13 protein-coding genes are annotated in these 14030 nt (G+C 71.2%); 2 read left to right on the top strand and 11 right to left on the bottom strand.

Going from position 1 to position 14030, the window contains the following annotated elements; genetic code table 11:
• Positions 1-79: 79 nt before the first annotated feature.
• From DEJ35_RS04835 to DEJ35_RS04815, 5 genes are all read right to left on the bottom strand, one after another.
• Positions 80-1105 carry a Gfo/Idh/MocA family protein gene (locus tag DEJ35_RS04835; protein ID WP_111122893.1) on the bottom strand — a complete coding sequence of 342 codons (1026 nt, stop codon included), beginning with the start codon at positions 1103-1105 and terminating at the stop codon, positions 80-82.
• On the bottom strand, positions 1102-2124 hold the full coding sequence (locus DEJ35_RS04830) for a Gfo/Idh/MocA family protein (RefSeq protein ID WP_111122894.1): 1023 nt from the start codon (positions 2122-2124) through the stop codon (positions 1102-1104). The genes DEJ35_RS04835 and DEJ35_RS04830 overlap by 4 nt, the downstream gene beginning before the upstream one ends.
• 108 nt (positions 2125-2232) lie before the next feature.
• A complete protein-coding gene (locus DEJ35_RS04825) occupies positions 2233-3087 on the bottom strand; it encodes a PASTA domain-containing protein (protein WP_181435511.1) in 855 nt (284 codons plus the stop codon).
• Between the two features lie 253 nt (positions 3088-3340).
• Positions 3341-3721: a VOC family protein gene (locus DEJ35_RS04820; RefSeq protein ID WP_111192154.1), complete on the bottom strand. Its 381-nt coding sequence runs from the start codon at positions 3719-3721 to the stop codon at positions 3341-3343.
• A gap of 33 nt (positions 3722-3754) precedes the next feature.
• The gene (locus DEJ35_RS04815; RefSeq protein WP_111192153.1) at positions 3755-4408 is read right to left on the bottom strand and encodes a CatA-like O-acetyltransferase; all 654 of its coding nucleotides are present in this window, start codon (positions 4406-4408) and stop codon (positions 3755-3757) included.
• A 41-nt stretch (positions 4409-4449) separates the two neighbouring features.
• On the opposite strand from DEJ35_RS04815, the gene DEJ35_RS04810 reads away from it, so the two are divergent.
• A complete protein-coding gene (locus DEJ35_RS04810; protein WP_071246993.1) occupies positions 4450-5007 on the top strand; it encodes a YbaK/EbsC family protein in 558 nt (185 codons plus the stop codon).
• Here the strand turns inward: DEJ35_RS04810 and DEJ35_RS04805 are convergent.
• The 6 genes from DEJ35_RS04805 to DEJ35_RS04780 all read right to left on the bottom strand — a co-directional run bounded on the left by DEJ35_RS04805 (position 4988) and on the right by DEJ35_RS04780 (position 13753).
• Positions 4988-5356: a VOC family protein gene (locus tag DEJ35_RS04805; protein ID WP_110860834.1), complete on the bottom strand. Its 369-nt coding sequence runs from the start codon at positions 5354-5356 to the stop codon at positions 4988-4990. The genes DEJ35_RS04810 and DEJ35_RS04805 overlap by 20 nt on opposite strands.
• A gap of 19 nt (positions 5357-5375) precedes the next feature.
• Complete coding sequence (gene hrpA / locus DEJ35_RS04800) at positions 5376-9227, bottom strand: ATP-dependent RNA helicase HrpA (RefSeq protein WP_111192152.1); 3852 nt, start codon at positions 9225-9227, stop codon at positions 5376-5378.
• A gap of 39 nt (positions 9228-9266) precedes the next feature.
• Complete coding sequence (locus DEJ35_RS04795; RefSeq protein ID WP_111192151.1) at positions 9267-11099, bottom strand: thioredoxin domain-containing protein; 1833 nt, start codon at positions 11097-11099, stop codon at positions 9267-9269.
• Positions 11100-11190: 91 nt separating this feature from the next.
• On the bottom strand, positions 11191-11721 hold the full coding sequence (locus DEJ35_RS04790; protein ID WP_111122899.1) for an AAA family ATPase: 531 nt from the start codon (positions 11719-11721) through the stop codon (positions 11191-11193).
• A 4-nt stretch (positions 11722-11725) separates the two neighbouring features.
• Complete coding sequence (locus DEJ35_RS04785; protein ID WP_111192150.1) at positions 11726-12793, bottom strand: NAD(P)-dependent oxidoreductase; 1068 nt, start codon at positions 12791-12793, stop codon at positions 11726-11728.
• 99 nt (positions 12794-12892) lie between these two features.
• The gene (locus DEJ35_RS04780; RefSeq protein WP_181435510.1) at positions 12893-13753 is read right to left on the bottom strand and encodes a sulfurtransferase; all 861 of its coding nucleotides are present in this window, start codon (positions 13751-13753) and stop codon (positions 12893-12895) included.
• Between the two features lie 83 nt (positions 13754-13836).
• Between DEJ35_RS04780 and DEJ35_RS17435 the strand changes: the two genes are divergently transcribed.
• A partial coding sequence (locus DEJ35_RS17435; RefSeq protein ID WP_220036874.1) for a hypothetical protein occupies positions 13837-14030 on the top strand: 194 nt, incomplete at its 3' end.

Raw genomic sequence — 14030 nt, 5'->3', positions numbered from 1 at the left:
CGCCTCGCCTCCGAGGCCGCGGCTGACGCTGACGCCGATGTGGACGGCCACAGCGGACTCGCGCTGCGGCGCTCCGGCGTCACGCCGGGGTGACCGCCACCGTCCTGCCGGTCCGCACCGACTCCTGCGCCGCCAGCACGATCGACAGCGTCCGCAGCCCGACCCCGACGTCGGGCTGCGGCTGCTCGCCGGACCCCACGGCCGCCAGGAACGTGCGGAGCATCGGCAGGTCGTGGTCGGGTCCGTACCGGAGCTCGATCGGCCGGCCCCCGACCGCGTCGAGTCCGCGAGCAGCCGCCCCGAAGAAGTCCACCGACACCGTGCCACCGGTCCCGGCGACGTCGAGCGTCAGCCCACCCCACACCGGCGACGTGTCCGGTCGGCTCCACGAGCAGTCGATCGCCGCGATCGTGCCGTCGTCGTACGTGATGGTCACCAGACCCGCGGTCTCGGCGTTCGCGCGGTCCGCGTGCAACACCCGGTTGGCGACCGCGGTGACGGACACCGGCGCCGCTCCGGTCAGCCCGTCGATCAGGTCGGCGACGTGCACGACGTGGTCGACGAGGGCGCCGCCTCCGCTGGACCGGACGTCGGTGAACCAGTGCCGGGCGAGCGGCAGCATGCCGTTGTTCGCGCCCCGGACCGAGAACACCCTGCCGAGTGCGCCGGAGTCCCGCGTCGCGCGCAGCCGGTCGAACGCCGGGGCGAAGCGCACCGGGAACGCCATCATGAGCAGCACCCCGGCGCGGTCCACCGCATCGCGGATGGCGAGGCCGTCCTGCCACGAGGTCGCGAGCGGCTTCTCGCAGAGCACGTGCGCCCCCGCTGCCGCCGCGAGCTCGACGTGCCCACGGTGCCGGGCGTTCTCGCTCGTGACGATCACCGCGTCCGGGCCCCAGGCGAGCAGTTCGTCGACGGAGTCCGCGTACCCGGCGCCGAGCGCGTGTGCCAGCTCGGCGCCGCGCAGGTCGCCGAGTTCCGTCCCCGTCGAGACGCCGTCCGGATCCGTGCCGCGCACCTCGACGTCGGGCATCGCCGCCAGGGCGCCGAGGTAGCTGATGGCGTGCGTGTGGGCGAAGGAGAGCACCCCGACCCGGAGCGTCACCGCGACACCTCCACCGGCTGGCCGGACTCGATCGAGGCGATCGCCGCGTTCGCGAGCCGCACCGCAGCGACGCCGTCGTCCACGCTGACCCGGGGCGGTGCACCGCCGTCGAACGCGGCGAGGAAGTCGGCGAGCTCCAGCGCGTACGGGTCGTCCGCCGGATCGACCGCCGGCAGGAAGCCGTCCACGGAAGCCGGTGCCGCGAGGTCGCTCCGGGTGTCCTCCTCTGCCCGGGACGAGTGCGACAGGCTGCCGAGCGTCCCCGTCACCGAGTACTCGGTCGTGAAGGCGAGGTGCTGCGGCCCCCACAGCCCGGCGACGTGGCTGATCGCGCCCGACTCGTGCGTGAGCAGGACGTGTGCAGCCTCGACCGGCTCCGCCTCGGAGCCCGCGCGGACGCTCACCGCCGACACCCGGGTCACCTCGCCCGCCACCCAGCGTGCGATGTCGAGGTCGTGGATCATCTGGTCCATCACGATCCCGCCCGACAGCGCGCGGTCGCCGAACCAGGGGACGTGGGTGGGGAAGGCGCCGGACCGCGAGAACCGCAACACCGCCAGGTCGCCCAGGAGGCCCGTGGTCGCGGCCTCGTGCAGGCGCGCGTACGCGGGGAACCAGCGCACCACCTGGGCCGGGTAGAGCTGGACGCCTGCGTCCGCAGCGCGCGCCGCCAGGTCCGCCGCGTCCGCGTCGGTCCGGGCCAGGGGCTTCTCGGAGACGACGTCCTTGCCGGCCGCGATCGCCGCACGGACGACCTCGGCGTGGGCGTGCGTCGGGACCACCACGTCGACGACGTCGACCCCGGCGAGGAGTTCGTCGAGGCTGTCGGCGACGGTGATCGTGCTGCCCTCGGCCCGGGCGGTGTCGGTGAACGCGGCGACGAGTTCGTGTGCGCCCTCGCGAGCGTGCACCACCACGTCGCCCAGACGGAGCAGCCCGGGCAGGTGGGCGACGGAGATGCCGCCCGCGCCGACGAGCCCGATGCGTTTGCGGGCGAGGGACTCCGACTGCGACGTCATGGGGTCAGCGTAGGAGATGCAATGGGAGGACTCCACGGGCGTCACGAGGGCCGAGGCGTTCTTCGTGGTTGGGCGCCCCAGAACACGGGTCGTGTGGAGCGAAAGCGGTCAGTTCGTCTTCACGAAGACACTCCCGTCACCGAACGATGCGATTCCGCCGTGGAAGGTATTGGGGACCTCGAACACGACCTTGCCGGTCGCGCTCTGACCAGCACCGAGCGTCACGCTCGGCATCTCCTCCAGGTCGCTGAGGTACGTCGACTCGTACACAGCACCGTCGGTTGCCGCCAGAGCGACGTCGTATGCTGCAGAACTCGCGTCAACTCCGGCAGTTGACGCCGTGACGTGCACCGTGAGCACGACGTACTTCATGTTCGCGTCAGGTTGCTCGTACTCGTTCGTCGGGGTGAAGTTGTCGTTGTACCCGTCGATCCACTGTGTGTAATCAGTCTCAGTGCCATCGAGACGGTTCGTGTTGGTCATTTGGAACTTCGTGCCGACAGGAGCCGGGGAATTGGCGCTGGAACCATCCGCTTCTGCCGGCGTCAGTCGGACGGTCGAGCCTTTTGCTACTCGTTCACCTGCGGCAGGTGACTGGCTAGCGATCCCCGCGGATGAGTCTGTGTCGCTCGTTTCCGGGACGAAGCCCGCATCTGTCAATGCAGCGGCTCCGTCTTCGATGGTCTTGCCTACCACATCGGGAACCTCAACCTGCGCGCTGTCTGCAGCGTCGTCGGTCGCATCGGCGGTGCTCGTCGCCTGTAACGCGGTGAGACCGTAGACGGTGCCGAACACGAGCGAGAGCACCACCCCGATTCCACCCAGGACTGTCCCCGTCACTCCGGCTCTGACTCGGCGAGCCAGCGCCACGATTCCGAAGATCAACGCGAGTACGCCCAGCACGAAGCCGAGATGCAGAACCACTGGCACGAACGACAGGACGACGGAGATGATGCCCAACACCAGTGCCGCAGTTGCGAGGCCCTTCGCCGGATGCGACCGCGGGGATTGCGGCTGCATGGGGAATGGAGCCGGCGCACCCGGGGCGTATGGACCAGACATGCTTACTCTCCTGAGATGAGGGACGTTCAGGAGGACAGTACTGGGGGCTCACGCCGATCTGGAAGCCGCCTTCACCCCCAGATCGGGAGGTGGGCGATGAGCCGTACGTGCTCGAAACACCGACCGCACGCGTGATCGAGGTCCAGGGGACCCATCAACGGGGTCCTGCCACGCCGACCAGGTTGCCCGCCGGGTCGTGGAAGTGTCCGATCGTGACACCGCCGCCCTCGTTGCGCTGCGCCGGCAGGACGACGGTGCCGCCGAGTTCCTCGACCCGCTCGAGCGCCGCAGCGGCGTCCTCGACCCCGACGTAGAACAGCGCGTGGGCGGTGAACCCCGGGCCACCGCCGATGCCGCCCGCGACCGGCCCGGCGCCCGGCACCGGTTCGAGGAACGAGTACGAGGACTGGTCGGAGACAGCTGCGGCGACCGCAGCGCCTGCGGGGGAGTCCCAGCCGAAGAGCGCGGCGTAGAAGGCCCGCAACCGGTCCGGGTCGGGGCCGATGAGTTCGACGTGCACCACTGCGTTCGTCATGCGCGCCGTTCTACTCCGACCGAGGCCCTGAGGTCAGCCCAGCCAGCCAGGGTCGGCGAAGAGCTCCTCGAGTTCGCGCAGCAGTCGCGTCGTGTGGAAGCCGTCGGCAGCAGCGTGGTCGACGTGCAACGCCAGCGGCAGCAACGTCCGGTCACCAGCGGCCCGGTACCCGCCGAGCGTGATGATCGGCAGCAGGTGGTCCCAGCCGTCGCGCACCTGGAGCGAGAAGCCGGTGAACGATGCTCCCGGCAGGGTCGAGACGTCGAAGACGTTGCCGGGCCGGTCGTCCTGCGGGAACATCCGGGTGTCGTCGCGGTACTCCGCCATCGTCGACACCGCAGCGTCGTGGAACGTCTCGAAGTCGTCGTGGTACGGCACGACGAGGGCGGAGAACGTCTCGGTGTCCGTGTGGAACACGGTGAACATCGGGTGGACACGGTCCCACACGGCGGGGGAGCCGTCGTCCAGCAGCTGCATCCGGAACTCGTCGTGCCGGTTCACCACGGTCGCGATGGCCCAGAGCTGCGACGCGTAGGTCCGACGGCCGGTCGCTCGGACGCGCTCGACGAAGGCGCTGACGTCGAGTTCGACGGTCACCTCGTACGCGCACGGCACGCGGTGCCGGTAGTGCTCGAAGTGCTCCCGGCGGGGCCACTGGTCGACGTCGATCGCCCGGAGTTCGGTCATGGCTCCACCCTCGTGCGGGATCGCTTCCCTACGGTGGAGCCATGCCGACGCTCGAACGTGTTCCCGCCCTGGTCGCCACCGGATTCCTCGCGATCCCCGTCGCTGAAGCCCTCGTCGCGTTGCCGACCGAGGTCGTCATGAAGATCGAGGGTGCCCCGATCGACGCCGACCTGGCGGACACCGCAGCATTCTCGGAGGCGTACGGCTACCCGCTGGCCGGCGGCGCCAACTGCATCGTCGTCGCGGGCAAGCGCGGCGACGAGGTCCGCTACGCCGCCTGCGTCGTCCTGGCATCGACCAAACTCGACGTCAACCGGGTCGTGAAGCAGCTGCTCGACGTCCGCAAGGCGAGTTTCGCCCCGATGGACGAAGCGGTCGAGCTGACCGGCATGGAGTACGGCGGCATCACCCCCATCGGGCTGCCGTCGTCGTGGCCGCTCTACATCGACGCGCGCGTCCTCGACGCCCCCGAGGTCGTCATCGGTGCCGGGCGTCGCGCCGCGAAGCTGTTCCTGCCCGGCGCCGCACTCACCGCGCTGCCGAACGTGACCGTGGTCGAGGGTCTGGCGACCGAACCGGTCAGTCCGACGGCCGGATGAGGCAGAACGGGTGCCCCGCGGGGTCGAGGTAGACGCGGAACGTCTCCGTGCCCGACCCCGTGGCCGTCGCACCGATCGCGAGCACCGCGGCCTCGCCGTCGTCCAGGTCGTCGACCTTCACGTCGAGGTGGCTCTGCTGCGGCACCGCTTGCCCGGGCCACTCCGGCGCCCGGTAGTCGTCGACCTGCTGGAACGCCAGGATCGGACGGTGGTCGGTGAACGGGAGGGCGAGCTCCGCCCAGTCCTCGTCGAAGCCGACGATCTCCCCGCCGAGCAACTCGGCGTAGAAGCGGGCGAGGGCGCGGGTGTCCGGGCAGTCCAGGACGACGACGTCGAGTGTGCCGATCATGGCCGACACGGTAGACCCATCAGCGTGCGGCGGTCAGGGCCTTGGTGATCCGCTGCAACGAGACGGTCTCGGCGGTCCCGAGTTCCTGCGCGAACAGGCTCAGCCGGAACTCCTCGAGCATCCACCGAGCGTGCACGAGCTCCGGGTGCGCCCCGACCGCGGGCGGGAAGGTGCCGCCGGCATCGGTGTAGCGGTCGGTCGCCACGGTCACCTCGCGCATCCAGGTCGCGTCGCGTCCGGGGTTCTGCAGCAGCTTCTGCACGCGCGCCTCGATGCCCTGCAGGTACACGCGGATGCGGCGCAGCCGGTCGAGCCCCGCGACGGCGACGAACCCGGGGAACACCAGGCGCTCCATCTGCTGCCGCATGTCGCTGAGGGCGGCGAGCAGCGACATCGAGTTCGCCTGCTTGAGTGCTCGTTCGGCGGAACGCTGCGCGGCCAGGACGGCCGCGACCTCGGACACCGCGGTGAACATCGTGTCGACGACGGAGGCCGACACGGCATCGCGGACGGACTCGAACTCGGCCTTCGTGAAGACGAGGCCGTCCGGGTGTGCCCGACGGATACCGGCGTCGACCACGGCGGCCAGCACGTCGTCGAACAGCGCGGCGGTCGACGGGTAGGGGCTGGCGGCGAGCGCGAGCTTCTCCTGCGCGGTCAGGTGCGACTGGATGTACGACACGGGCGACGGCACCGCGTGCATCACCAGACGGCGGACCCCGGCGGGCATCCGGACGACGCGGTCGGAAGGGGTGGCGAGCAGCTGCACGCCGACGGTCGCCTTCGGACCCGTGCCTTCTTCGACCAGGGACGGGTACGCGCGGATGACACCGCCGGCCTGCCTGGTGTCGAGGGTCTGCGGCAGGTCCTGGTCGGGCCAGGTGGTGAGTCCGGACTGTTCCAGCGGGCGACCGGCGCCGGCGGATGCGACGCGAGCCGCGCCTCCTGGCCGTCCTGCGCCCTGCACCGTGGCGGAGGCGACACTCTGCCGGGTGCGGTCCTCGAGCTTGGTCTGCAGGGCCGACAGGTCCTTGCCGGTCTCGACCCGGCGACCACGCTCGTCGACCACGGCCCACGTCGGCAGCAGGTGCGCGGGGACACGGGACAGGTCGAAGTCGGACTCGGAGACCGGCACGTAGGTCATGCGCTGGATCGCCTTGGCGAGGGTGGCGCGGAACGACTCCGTCGGCTCGGTCGGGGCGTCGTCGGGCAGCTCGGCGACGATCTTCTCGGCCCAGTCGGCAGCGGGCACGACGTTCTTGCGGATCTGCTTCGGCAGCGACTTGATGAGCGCGGTGACGAGTTCTCTCCGGAGGCCGCGCACCTGCCAGTCGAAGCCCTCTTCGCGCATCCGGGGCAGGAGCGCGAGGGGGACCTGCACGCTGACGCCGTCGTCCTCGGCGCCGGGCTCGAAGCGGTACTTGATGGCGAGACGCTGGTCGCCGCTCCGCCACTGGGTCGGGTACTCCACGTCGTCCTCGGCCGCCTCGGCCGCTGATTCGTCCAGCAGGTCCGAACGGCGCATCGTGAGCAGGTCCGGCTGTTCACGGCGAGTCGTGCGCCACCAGCCCTCGAAGTCGCGGGTCGTGGCGACGTCGGCCGGGACGCGGGCGTCGTAGAACTCGTAGACGTTCTCGTCGTCGAGCAGGATGTCGCGGCGGCGGGTGCGTTCCTCGAGCTGCTCGAGTTCCTTGCGGAGCTTCCGGTTGGCGCGGTCGAAGGCCTGCTGCGAGTCCCACTCGCCCTCGACCAGGGCGTGGCGGATGAAGAGCTCACGGGAGTGTTCCGGGTCGATCCGCGAGTACTGCACGCGGCGGCGCTGCACGATCGGGACACCGAACAGGGTCACCCGCTCGTAGGCGACGACCGCGCCCTGCTTCTTCTCCCAGTGCGGCTCGCCGTAGGTGCGCTTGAGCAGGTCCCCGGCGAGCGGCTCCACCCAGGCGGGGTCGATCCGGCCGACGGTCCGGGCGAACAGCCGGCTGGTCTCGACGAGTTCGGCGGCCATCACGGCGTCGGGCTGCTTCTTCGCGAGCACGCTGCCCGGGAAGACCACGAACCGGGTGTTCCGGGAGCCGAGGTAGTCGCGCTTCTCGCGGTCCCGCAGCCCGATCTGACTGAGGAGTCCGGCGAGCAGTGCCCGGTGCACGGCGTCGCCGTCGTCGGAGCGGGACTGCCCGACTCGGACGTCGACCTGCTTCGCGGCACGGGAGAGCTGCCGGTACAGGTCCTGCCACTCGCGGATGCGCAGGTAGTTCAGGAACTCGGCCTTGCACAGCCGACGGAACGCGCTCGACGAGAGTTCCTCCTGCTGGTCCTCGATGTGGTTCCAGAGGTTCAGCAGGGTCAGGAAGTCGCTCGTCGGGTCGGCGAAGCGGGCGTGCAGCTGATCGGCGTGCGCACGCTTCTCGAGTGGGCGTTCGCGGGGGTCCTGGATGCTCAGGGCGCTGACGATCGCGATGACCTCGCGTCCGACGCCCTGCCGTCCGGCCTCGAGCACCATCCGACCGAGCCGGGGGTCGATCGGCAGCCGGGTCAGCTGTCGCCCGGACTTCGTGATGCGGCCGTCCTTGTCGACGGCACGGAGCTCACGGAGCAGGTCGAGGCCGTCCTTCACGCCCCGGCTGTCCGGCGGCTGCAGGAACGGGAACGACTCGATGTCCCCGAAGCCGAGCGAGATCATCTGCAGGATGACCGCGGCGAGGTTCGTGCGGAGGATCTCGGGGTCGGTGTACTCGGGGCGTCGGCCGAAGTCGTCCTCGGAGTAGAGCCGGATCGCGATGCCGGCACTGGTGCGGCCCGCTCGACCGGAACGCTGGCTGGCGCTGGCCTGCGAGATCGCCTCGATCGGCAGGCGCTGCACCTTGGCCCGCGGGGAGTACCGCGAGATGCGTGCCGTCCCCGTGTCGATCACGTACTTGATGCCGGGCACGGTCAGTGAGGTCTCGGCGACGTTCGTGGCGAGGACGACACGACGGCGGGTACCCGGGGTGTGCCGGCGCTCGAAGACCCGGTGCTGGTCGGCGGCGGACAGGCGGCCGTACAGCGGCAGGACCTCGGTGCCCGGGTAGCGCTTGCCCTCGATCGCGTCCTGCGCGTCGCGGATCTCGTTCTCGCCGGACAGGAACACGAGCACGTCGCCCGGGTCCTCCTGCGCCAGCTCGTCGAGGGCGTCGGTGATGCCCTGCAGGGTGTCGCGGTCGTCGGCGGCGTTGCCGCTGTCACCGGTGCGGGAGTCCGACTCGTCGTCGACGTCGTCGTCCTGGTCTTCGGCAACGAGGGGGCGGTACCGGATCTCGACCGGGTAGGTGCGGCCGGACACCTCGATGATGGGGGCGTCGTCGAAGTGCTTCGAGAACGACTCCGGGTCGATCGTCGCGCTCGTGATGATGAGTTTCAGGTCGGGGCGACGGGGGAGCAACCGCTTCAGGTAGCCCAGCAGGAAGTCGATCGTCAGGGACCGCTCGTGCGCCTCGTCGATGATGATCGTGTCGTACCGCTTCAGGTCGCGGTCGAAGTGGATCTCGTTCAGCAGGATGCCGTCGGTCATCAGCTTCACGCGGGTCTCGGAGCCGACCTTGTCGGTGAACCGGACCTGGTAGCCGACGAGTCCACCGAGCTCCCCGCCGCCCAGTTCTTCCGCCACCCGCTCGGCGATGGTCCGCGCCGCGATCCGGCGGGGCTGGGTGTGCCCGATGTGCTCACGACCGAGCTCGAGGCAGATCTTCGGCAGCTGTGTCGTCTTGCCCGAGCCGGTGGCCCCGGCGACGATGACCACCTGGTTGTCACGGATGGCAGCCGCGATGTCGTCCCGCCGCTGCGAGACCGGCAGTTCGGGCGGGTACGTGATGACGGGCAGCGGAGAAGACATGAGCATTCCAGGATACAGGCGCGCCGGGCGGGAGGGGCGTCAGGCGATCTGCTGGGCCAGGGCGTCCGCCGACCGGGAGGGTAGTTCGCACACCCGGTCGTGGCAGACGTACGCGGCAGGGTCGAGCACGTCGCGTCCCTCGAACAACGAGAACCCCGCCTCGGCCCAGTCGCGTGCCTGCTCCGGCGTGGTGGTGGCGACGACCGTGCCGGGGCGACGAGCACGGTGTGCCACGGCCCGCATCGGGTCGTCGGTGCCGCTCGTGACGACGACGATCTCGCGCGACGGCCGTTGCAGGGCGAGGGCGACACCGAGGGCATCCGCGTGACCGAGGGGTCGCTCGGTCCCGGTGTGGGCGCGGTCGGCGACGAGTCGTGCCGCGGCGACCCGCAGTGCCTCGTCGCCCGTCAGTGCCCCGAGCGTCGCGGCGGCCGATGCCAGCGCCACGGTGCCGGACCGCATCGCGGTCTGCGGCTGTTCGCCCGTGGCGGTCCCCGCGGAGGCCAGCACCGGGTCGACGTCGAAGCGCTCGGCCAGGCCGTCGTCGACCAGCGAGCGTGCGACGGTCGCGTAGGAGACCTCGCCCGTCACCAGGGCCAGTTCGAGCAGCCCTTCGGCGAGCAGTCCGACGTCCTCGACGGTGGCCGGGGCGGAGGACGCTCCGCGCGGTGTGCTGGACCGCACTGTCACGTGGCCGTCCTGCACGTGGGCGGCGAGGACCGCGTCGGCCGCACTCCGCGCGAGCGCGACGAGTTCTGGATCGCCGTGCCGCGCGCCGGCGATCGCGAGCCCCCGGATCGCCAGCCCGTTCCAGCCCGTGAGCACCTGGTCGTCCAGCGGTGGCGGGTCGAGCTGGGCGCGCTCGGCGACCGGCCGGCGGTACCACTCGCCCTCGACCCGACGGCCGTCGATGGTCGACTCGCTGTCCTGCGCGGCGACGAACGCCCCGTCGGCACGGCGCAGGGTGTCCCGGAGGAAGTCGGCGATGCCGCGGGCCTGCTCGGCACCCGCGACCGCGAGCAGCCCTGCGTTGTCGTAGAGCATCCGTTCGTAGTGCGGCACGCTCCAGTCGCGCCTGGTCGCGTACCGGAAGACGCCGCCGTCGGCGTCGGTCAGCTCGGACGCGCGGATCGCGTGCAACGACCGGTCGAGCAGCCCGTCGGCCTCGGCGTCGCCGTCGGCCGCCGCGTCGGCGAGGAACTCGAGCAACGGCGTGCTCGGGAACTTCGGCGCGCCGCCGAAACCGCCGTAGGTGGTGTCCTCTGCCCGGGACAGCTGGTCCGTGACGGCCCGGATGGCGTCGACGGACGGGAGGCCCGGGTCGGCTCCGGCACCGCCGTCGCCCGAACGGGTCGCTGCGTCCGCCACGGCGCCCTGCCGGATCGCCGTCGCGATGGCCGAGGCGTTCGCGTCGACCTCGTGCCGACGCTCGGTCCAGGCGTCGAGCACCGCGGCCAGGATCTGCCGGAACGCCGGGACCTGCCCGACGGGAGTGGGCGGGAAGTACGTCCCCGCGAAGAAGACGTGGCCGTCCGGCGTCAGGAACGTCGTCAGCGGCCAGCCGAGCTGTTGCGTGAAGGCACTCGCCGAGGCCATCAGGCTCGCGTCGACGTCCGGGCGTTCTTCGCGGTCGACCTTCACCGACACGAAGTCCCGCCGGAGCAGCTCGCCGATCTCCGGGTCGGCGAAGCTCTCGCGCGCCATGACGTGGCACCAGTGGCACGTGGCGTACCCGACGGACACCAGCACCGGGACCCCGCGCTCGCGCGCTTCGGCGAACGCCTCGGGACCCCACTCGCGCCAGTCGACGGGGTTGTCGGCGTGCAGACGCAGGTACGGGCTGACCGAAGTGCCGAGGCGGTTGTCGTTCATGGCTCCAGCGTGCCCGCCCGCGACTGGGCGGACCGCCGCCCGGGGACATCTGTGGACGGGACGGCCGCTCTGCACAGGCCGTGCGGGGAGATCAGCGCTCGAGCCACCCCGTGATCGACGCGAGCCGCGCGGCCACCTGGGCGGGGCTCTGGCCGTCGGTGTCCACCCGGGCGACCGTGCCGGCGGTGGCCGAATCGAGCCTCCCGGCCGTCCGCGTGCTGTGCGCGAGCTGCGCCTGCGGGACGGCACCACCCGCTCGTCGAGCGAGCCGGTCGGCGGTCGTGTCGTCGGATGCGCGGAGCAGGACGACGCTGACCAGCGGATCGTCGCCCATCGCTGCAGCGAGGCGCTCGTGTTCGAGCACGGACACGGTGTTCGTGTAGACGAGTCGGTGGTGACCGATCGCCCGGTAGCCGGCCCAGATCGTGGCCAGGTTCCGCTGGGCCAGGTGCGCCTCGGGGTGTTCGACGTGCGGTGCCGGGTGGGCGAGGTCGAGCAGGTCGCCCTCGATCACCGCGTGCCGGACGTCCGCAGCGACGAGCATGTCGTGCAGTGCCTCGGCCGCCGTGGACTTGCCCACACCGGAACGTCCGCCGACGAACAGGACCTCGGACCGGAGCACCGTGTCAGCCCAGGTTGAGGGACAGGAGTGCGAGCGCGGCGTCCTCGGGGCCGTAGTCGAACATGTGGTCCCAGAACGGGTCGTCGGCCCAGGGGACGTCGCCGTCGGCAGGCGTGGTGTGGGCGGTCTCGACCAGCCATGCCAGTTCCGGGGCGACGGCGGCCTGGAACTCCGGCGGTTCCCACCCCAGGGCACGTGCTGCCGTGGTGTCGAGGACGAACGGCGACGACGACGACCAGGGCGTGCCGCCCACGAAGGCGGGCGCGTCCTCGTCGAGCAGGACCTCGTCGAACCGGTGGTCCAGGTGTCCGGCGATCGTGCGGACGATCTCGAGCACGGTCGGGGCGGAGGCGTCCGCGACGTTGAGGATCCGGCGGTCCGGTGCGTCCGCCACGAGTCGGACGAGCGAACCGATGCCGCTCGCCGCCGTCGTGTGGTCGATGCCGCGGCCGTGGTCGGCGAGCAGGATGCGTTCCCGGCCGTCGAGCGCGCGGCGGACGACGAACCACTCCCGCGGGCGGCCGATGCCGACGCCGTACACCTTCGACGGGCGGAGCACGGTGACCGGGGCGCCGTGGTCGAGCAGGACCTGTTCGGCCGCCACCTTCGCGGCGCCGTACCCGTCACGACTCGTCGGGTCGCCGTCCCCGGCGGTGACCGTGGGCTGGATCTCGGTGACCGCGCCGCCGAACACCGGCTTGTCGAGCGAGTTCGCGTGCCGGCCCTGCTCGTCGGCGTAGACGGCCTTGGACGAGACGAAGACCGTCGAGCCGACGTCGTCGAGGAACGGCAGGAGCTGCTGGGCGTCGTCGCGCGTCACACCGACGGTGTCGACGAGCAGGTCGGCTCCGGGGCGGAGCAGGTCACGCAGGACGGAACGGTCGCGCCGGTCGCCGGGGACGAACGTGGCCCCGGAGGCCGTCAGACTGTCGGCGACCGGGCCACCGCGTCGGGCGACGAGGTCGACCTGCCAGTCGTCGCCGCCACGGCCCGAGGCGTCGAGGAGCGCACGTGCGACGGCCGAGCCGATCCCGCCGGTGCCGCCGAGGATGACCGCGCGTCTGGTGCTCATGGTGCAACGGTAGTGCGGTGTCGGCCGTTCGCCGTCGGTCCTCGGCTGTCGGTCCTCGGCCGTCGGCCAATCGCGGCCGCCGTTCCGCGATCGGTTCCGTCAGGAGGCGAGTTGCTCGTGCCGCCACCAGTCGGCCAGCGAACCGTCGTAGACCTTCACCCGGTCGTGCCCGAGCACCGTCAGGGCGAGGGCGTCGACGCACGCGGCGCTGCCCACCCCGCAGTACGTGACGATCTCGTCGGCACCGATCACGTCGGCGAAGGCCCGCTCGAGTTCGGCACCGCGCAGGTACGCGTTCGTCTCGGGGTCCACCAGGGTGTCCGCCGTGATCGGGGTGCTGCCCGGCACGATCGGCGGGTGGTCGTCACCGAGGGCGGCCCAGGGCGCGGCGAACACCAGTGACGCCGGCTCTTCGCCGGAGACGGCACGGGTGACGCGGTCGTGGTCGGCCCAGAGCGCACGTTCTTCGCCGGCCAGGAACGCATCGGCGTCGGGGTCGGACGGCGCCGCGGGCGTGCGCAGTGCGCCCACGCGCACCGGGCGGCCCTCGTCGCGCCACTTCGTGAAGCCACCGTCGAGGACCGCGACCGAGTCGAAGCCGAACGAACGGAAGATCCACCACAGGCGCGCCGACCACTCGCCGACGCTGTCGTCGTAGACCACGACGGTCGACCTGTTCGTCACGCCGAGCTGTGCCGCGGACACCTCGAAGCGCTCGGCACCGGGGCGGGTGAACGGGACGTCGGCGTCGGCGGCGGAGAAGTCGTCGATCAGGTCGGCGAAGCGGGCGCCGGGCACGTGGCCGCGCTGCTCGTGGGCGTCCCGCCCTGGGCGCCAGGTGGTGCCGAACCCGGCCCCGACCGTGTGCACCGAGGCGTCGAGCACAACGAGCTCGTCAGCACCGAGGTGGTCTGCGAGCCACTGCGTCGACACGAGTGGTGAGGTCAGGACGGGGGCCATGCCGCACACCATAATCCGCACCCCTGACGTGGGCCAGAGTCGTGGACACACGGCGCAACCGGGGGTGAGGGTGGGGTGCATGCGTGGGCATTGATCGACGATGCACCAGTCGTTCGACGAGTGGTCTGTCGGAACATGCGCGGGCATCGAGTGCGTGCGCATCCATCGACGATGCACGCGTTGTTCGACAGGTGGATCGTCGTGAAACGGGTGCCGCCGCCCCGACCAAGCTGCAGCAGGCCCAGGCGACGCTCGACGGCTACCACGCGGCGTTCGG

Origin of the sequence: Curtobacterium sp. MCPF17_051, assembly GCF_003234595.1 — a bacterium.
Lineage (GTDB): Bacteria > Actinomycetota > Actinomycetes > Actinomycetales > Microbacteriaceae > Curtobacterium > Curtobacterium flaccumfaciens.
This window is presented reverse-complemented; position numbering and strand designations above follow the sequence as displayed.

Excerpts from the sequence above, each read along its gene's own strand:
- DEJ35_RS04830 (WP_111122894.1), bottom strand. The coding sequence starts at position 2,124 with ATGACGTCGCAGTCGGAGTCCCTCGCCCGCAAACGCATCGGGCTCGTC.
- DEJ35_RS04820 (WP_111192154.1), bottom strand. The coding sequence starts at position 3,721 with ATGACGAACGCAGTGGTGCACGTCGAACTCATCGGCCCCGACCCGGAC.
- DEJ35_RS04815 (WP_111192153.1), bottom strand. The coding sequence starts at position 4,408 with ATGACCGAACTCCGGGCGATCGACGTCGACCAGTGGCCCCGCCGGGAG.
- DEJ35_RS04810 (WP_071246993.1), top strand. The coding sequence starts at position 4,450 with ATGCCGACGCTCGAACGTGTTCCCGCCCTGGTCGCCACCGGATTCCTC.
- DEJ35_RS04805 (WP_110860834.1), bottom strand. The coding sequence starts at position 5,356 with ATGATCGGCACACTCGACGTCGTCGTCCTGGACTGCCCGGACACCCGC.
- hrpA (WP_111192152.1), bottom strand. The coding sequence starts at position 9,227 with ATGTCTTCTCCGCTGCCCGTCATCACGTACCCGCCCGAACTGCCGGTC.
- DEJ35_RS04795 (WP_111192151.1), bottom strand. The coding sequence starts at position 11,099 with ATGAACGACAACCGCCTCGGCACTTCGGTCAGCCCGTACCTGCGTCTG.
- DEJ35_RS04785 (WP_111192150.1), bottom strand. The coding sequence starts at position 12,793 with ATGAGCACCAGACGCGCGGTCATCCTCGGCGGCACCGGCGGGATCGGC.
- DEJ35_RS04780 (WP_181435510.1), bottom strand. The coding sequence starts at position 13,753 with ATGGCCCCCGTCCTGACCTCACCACTCGTGTCGACGCAGTGGCTCGCA.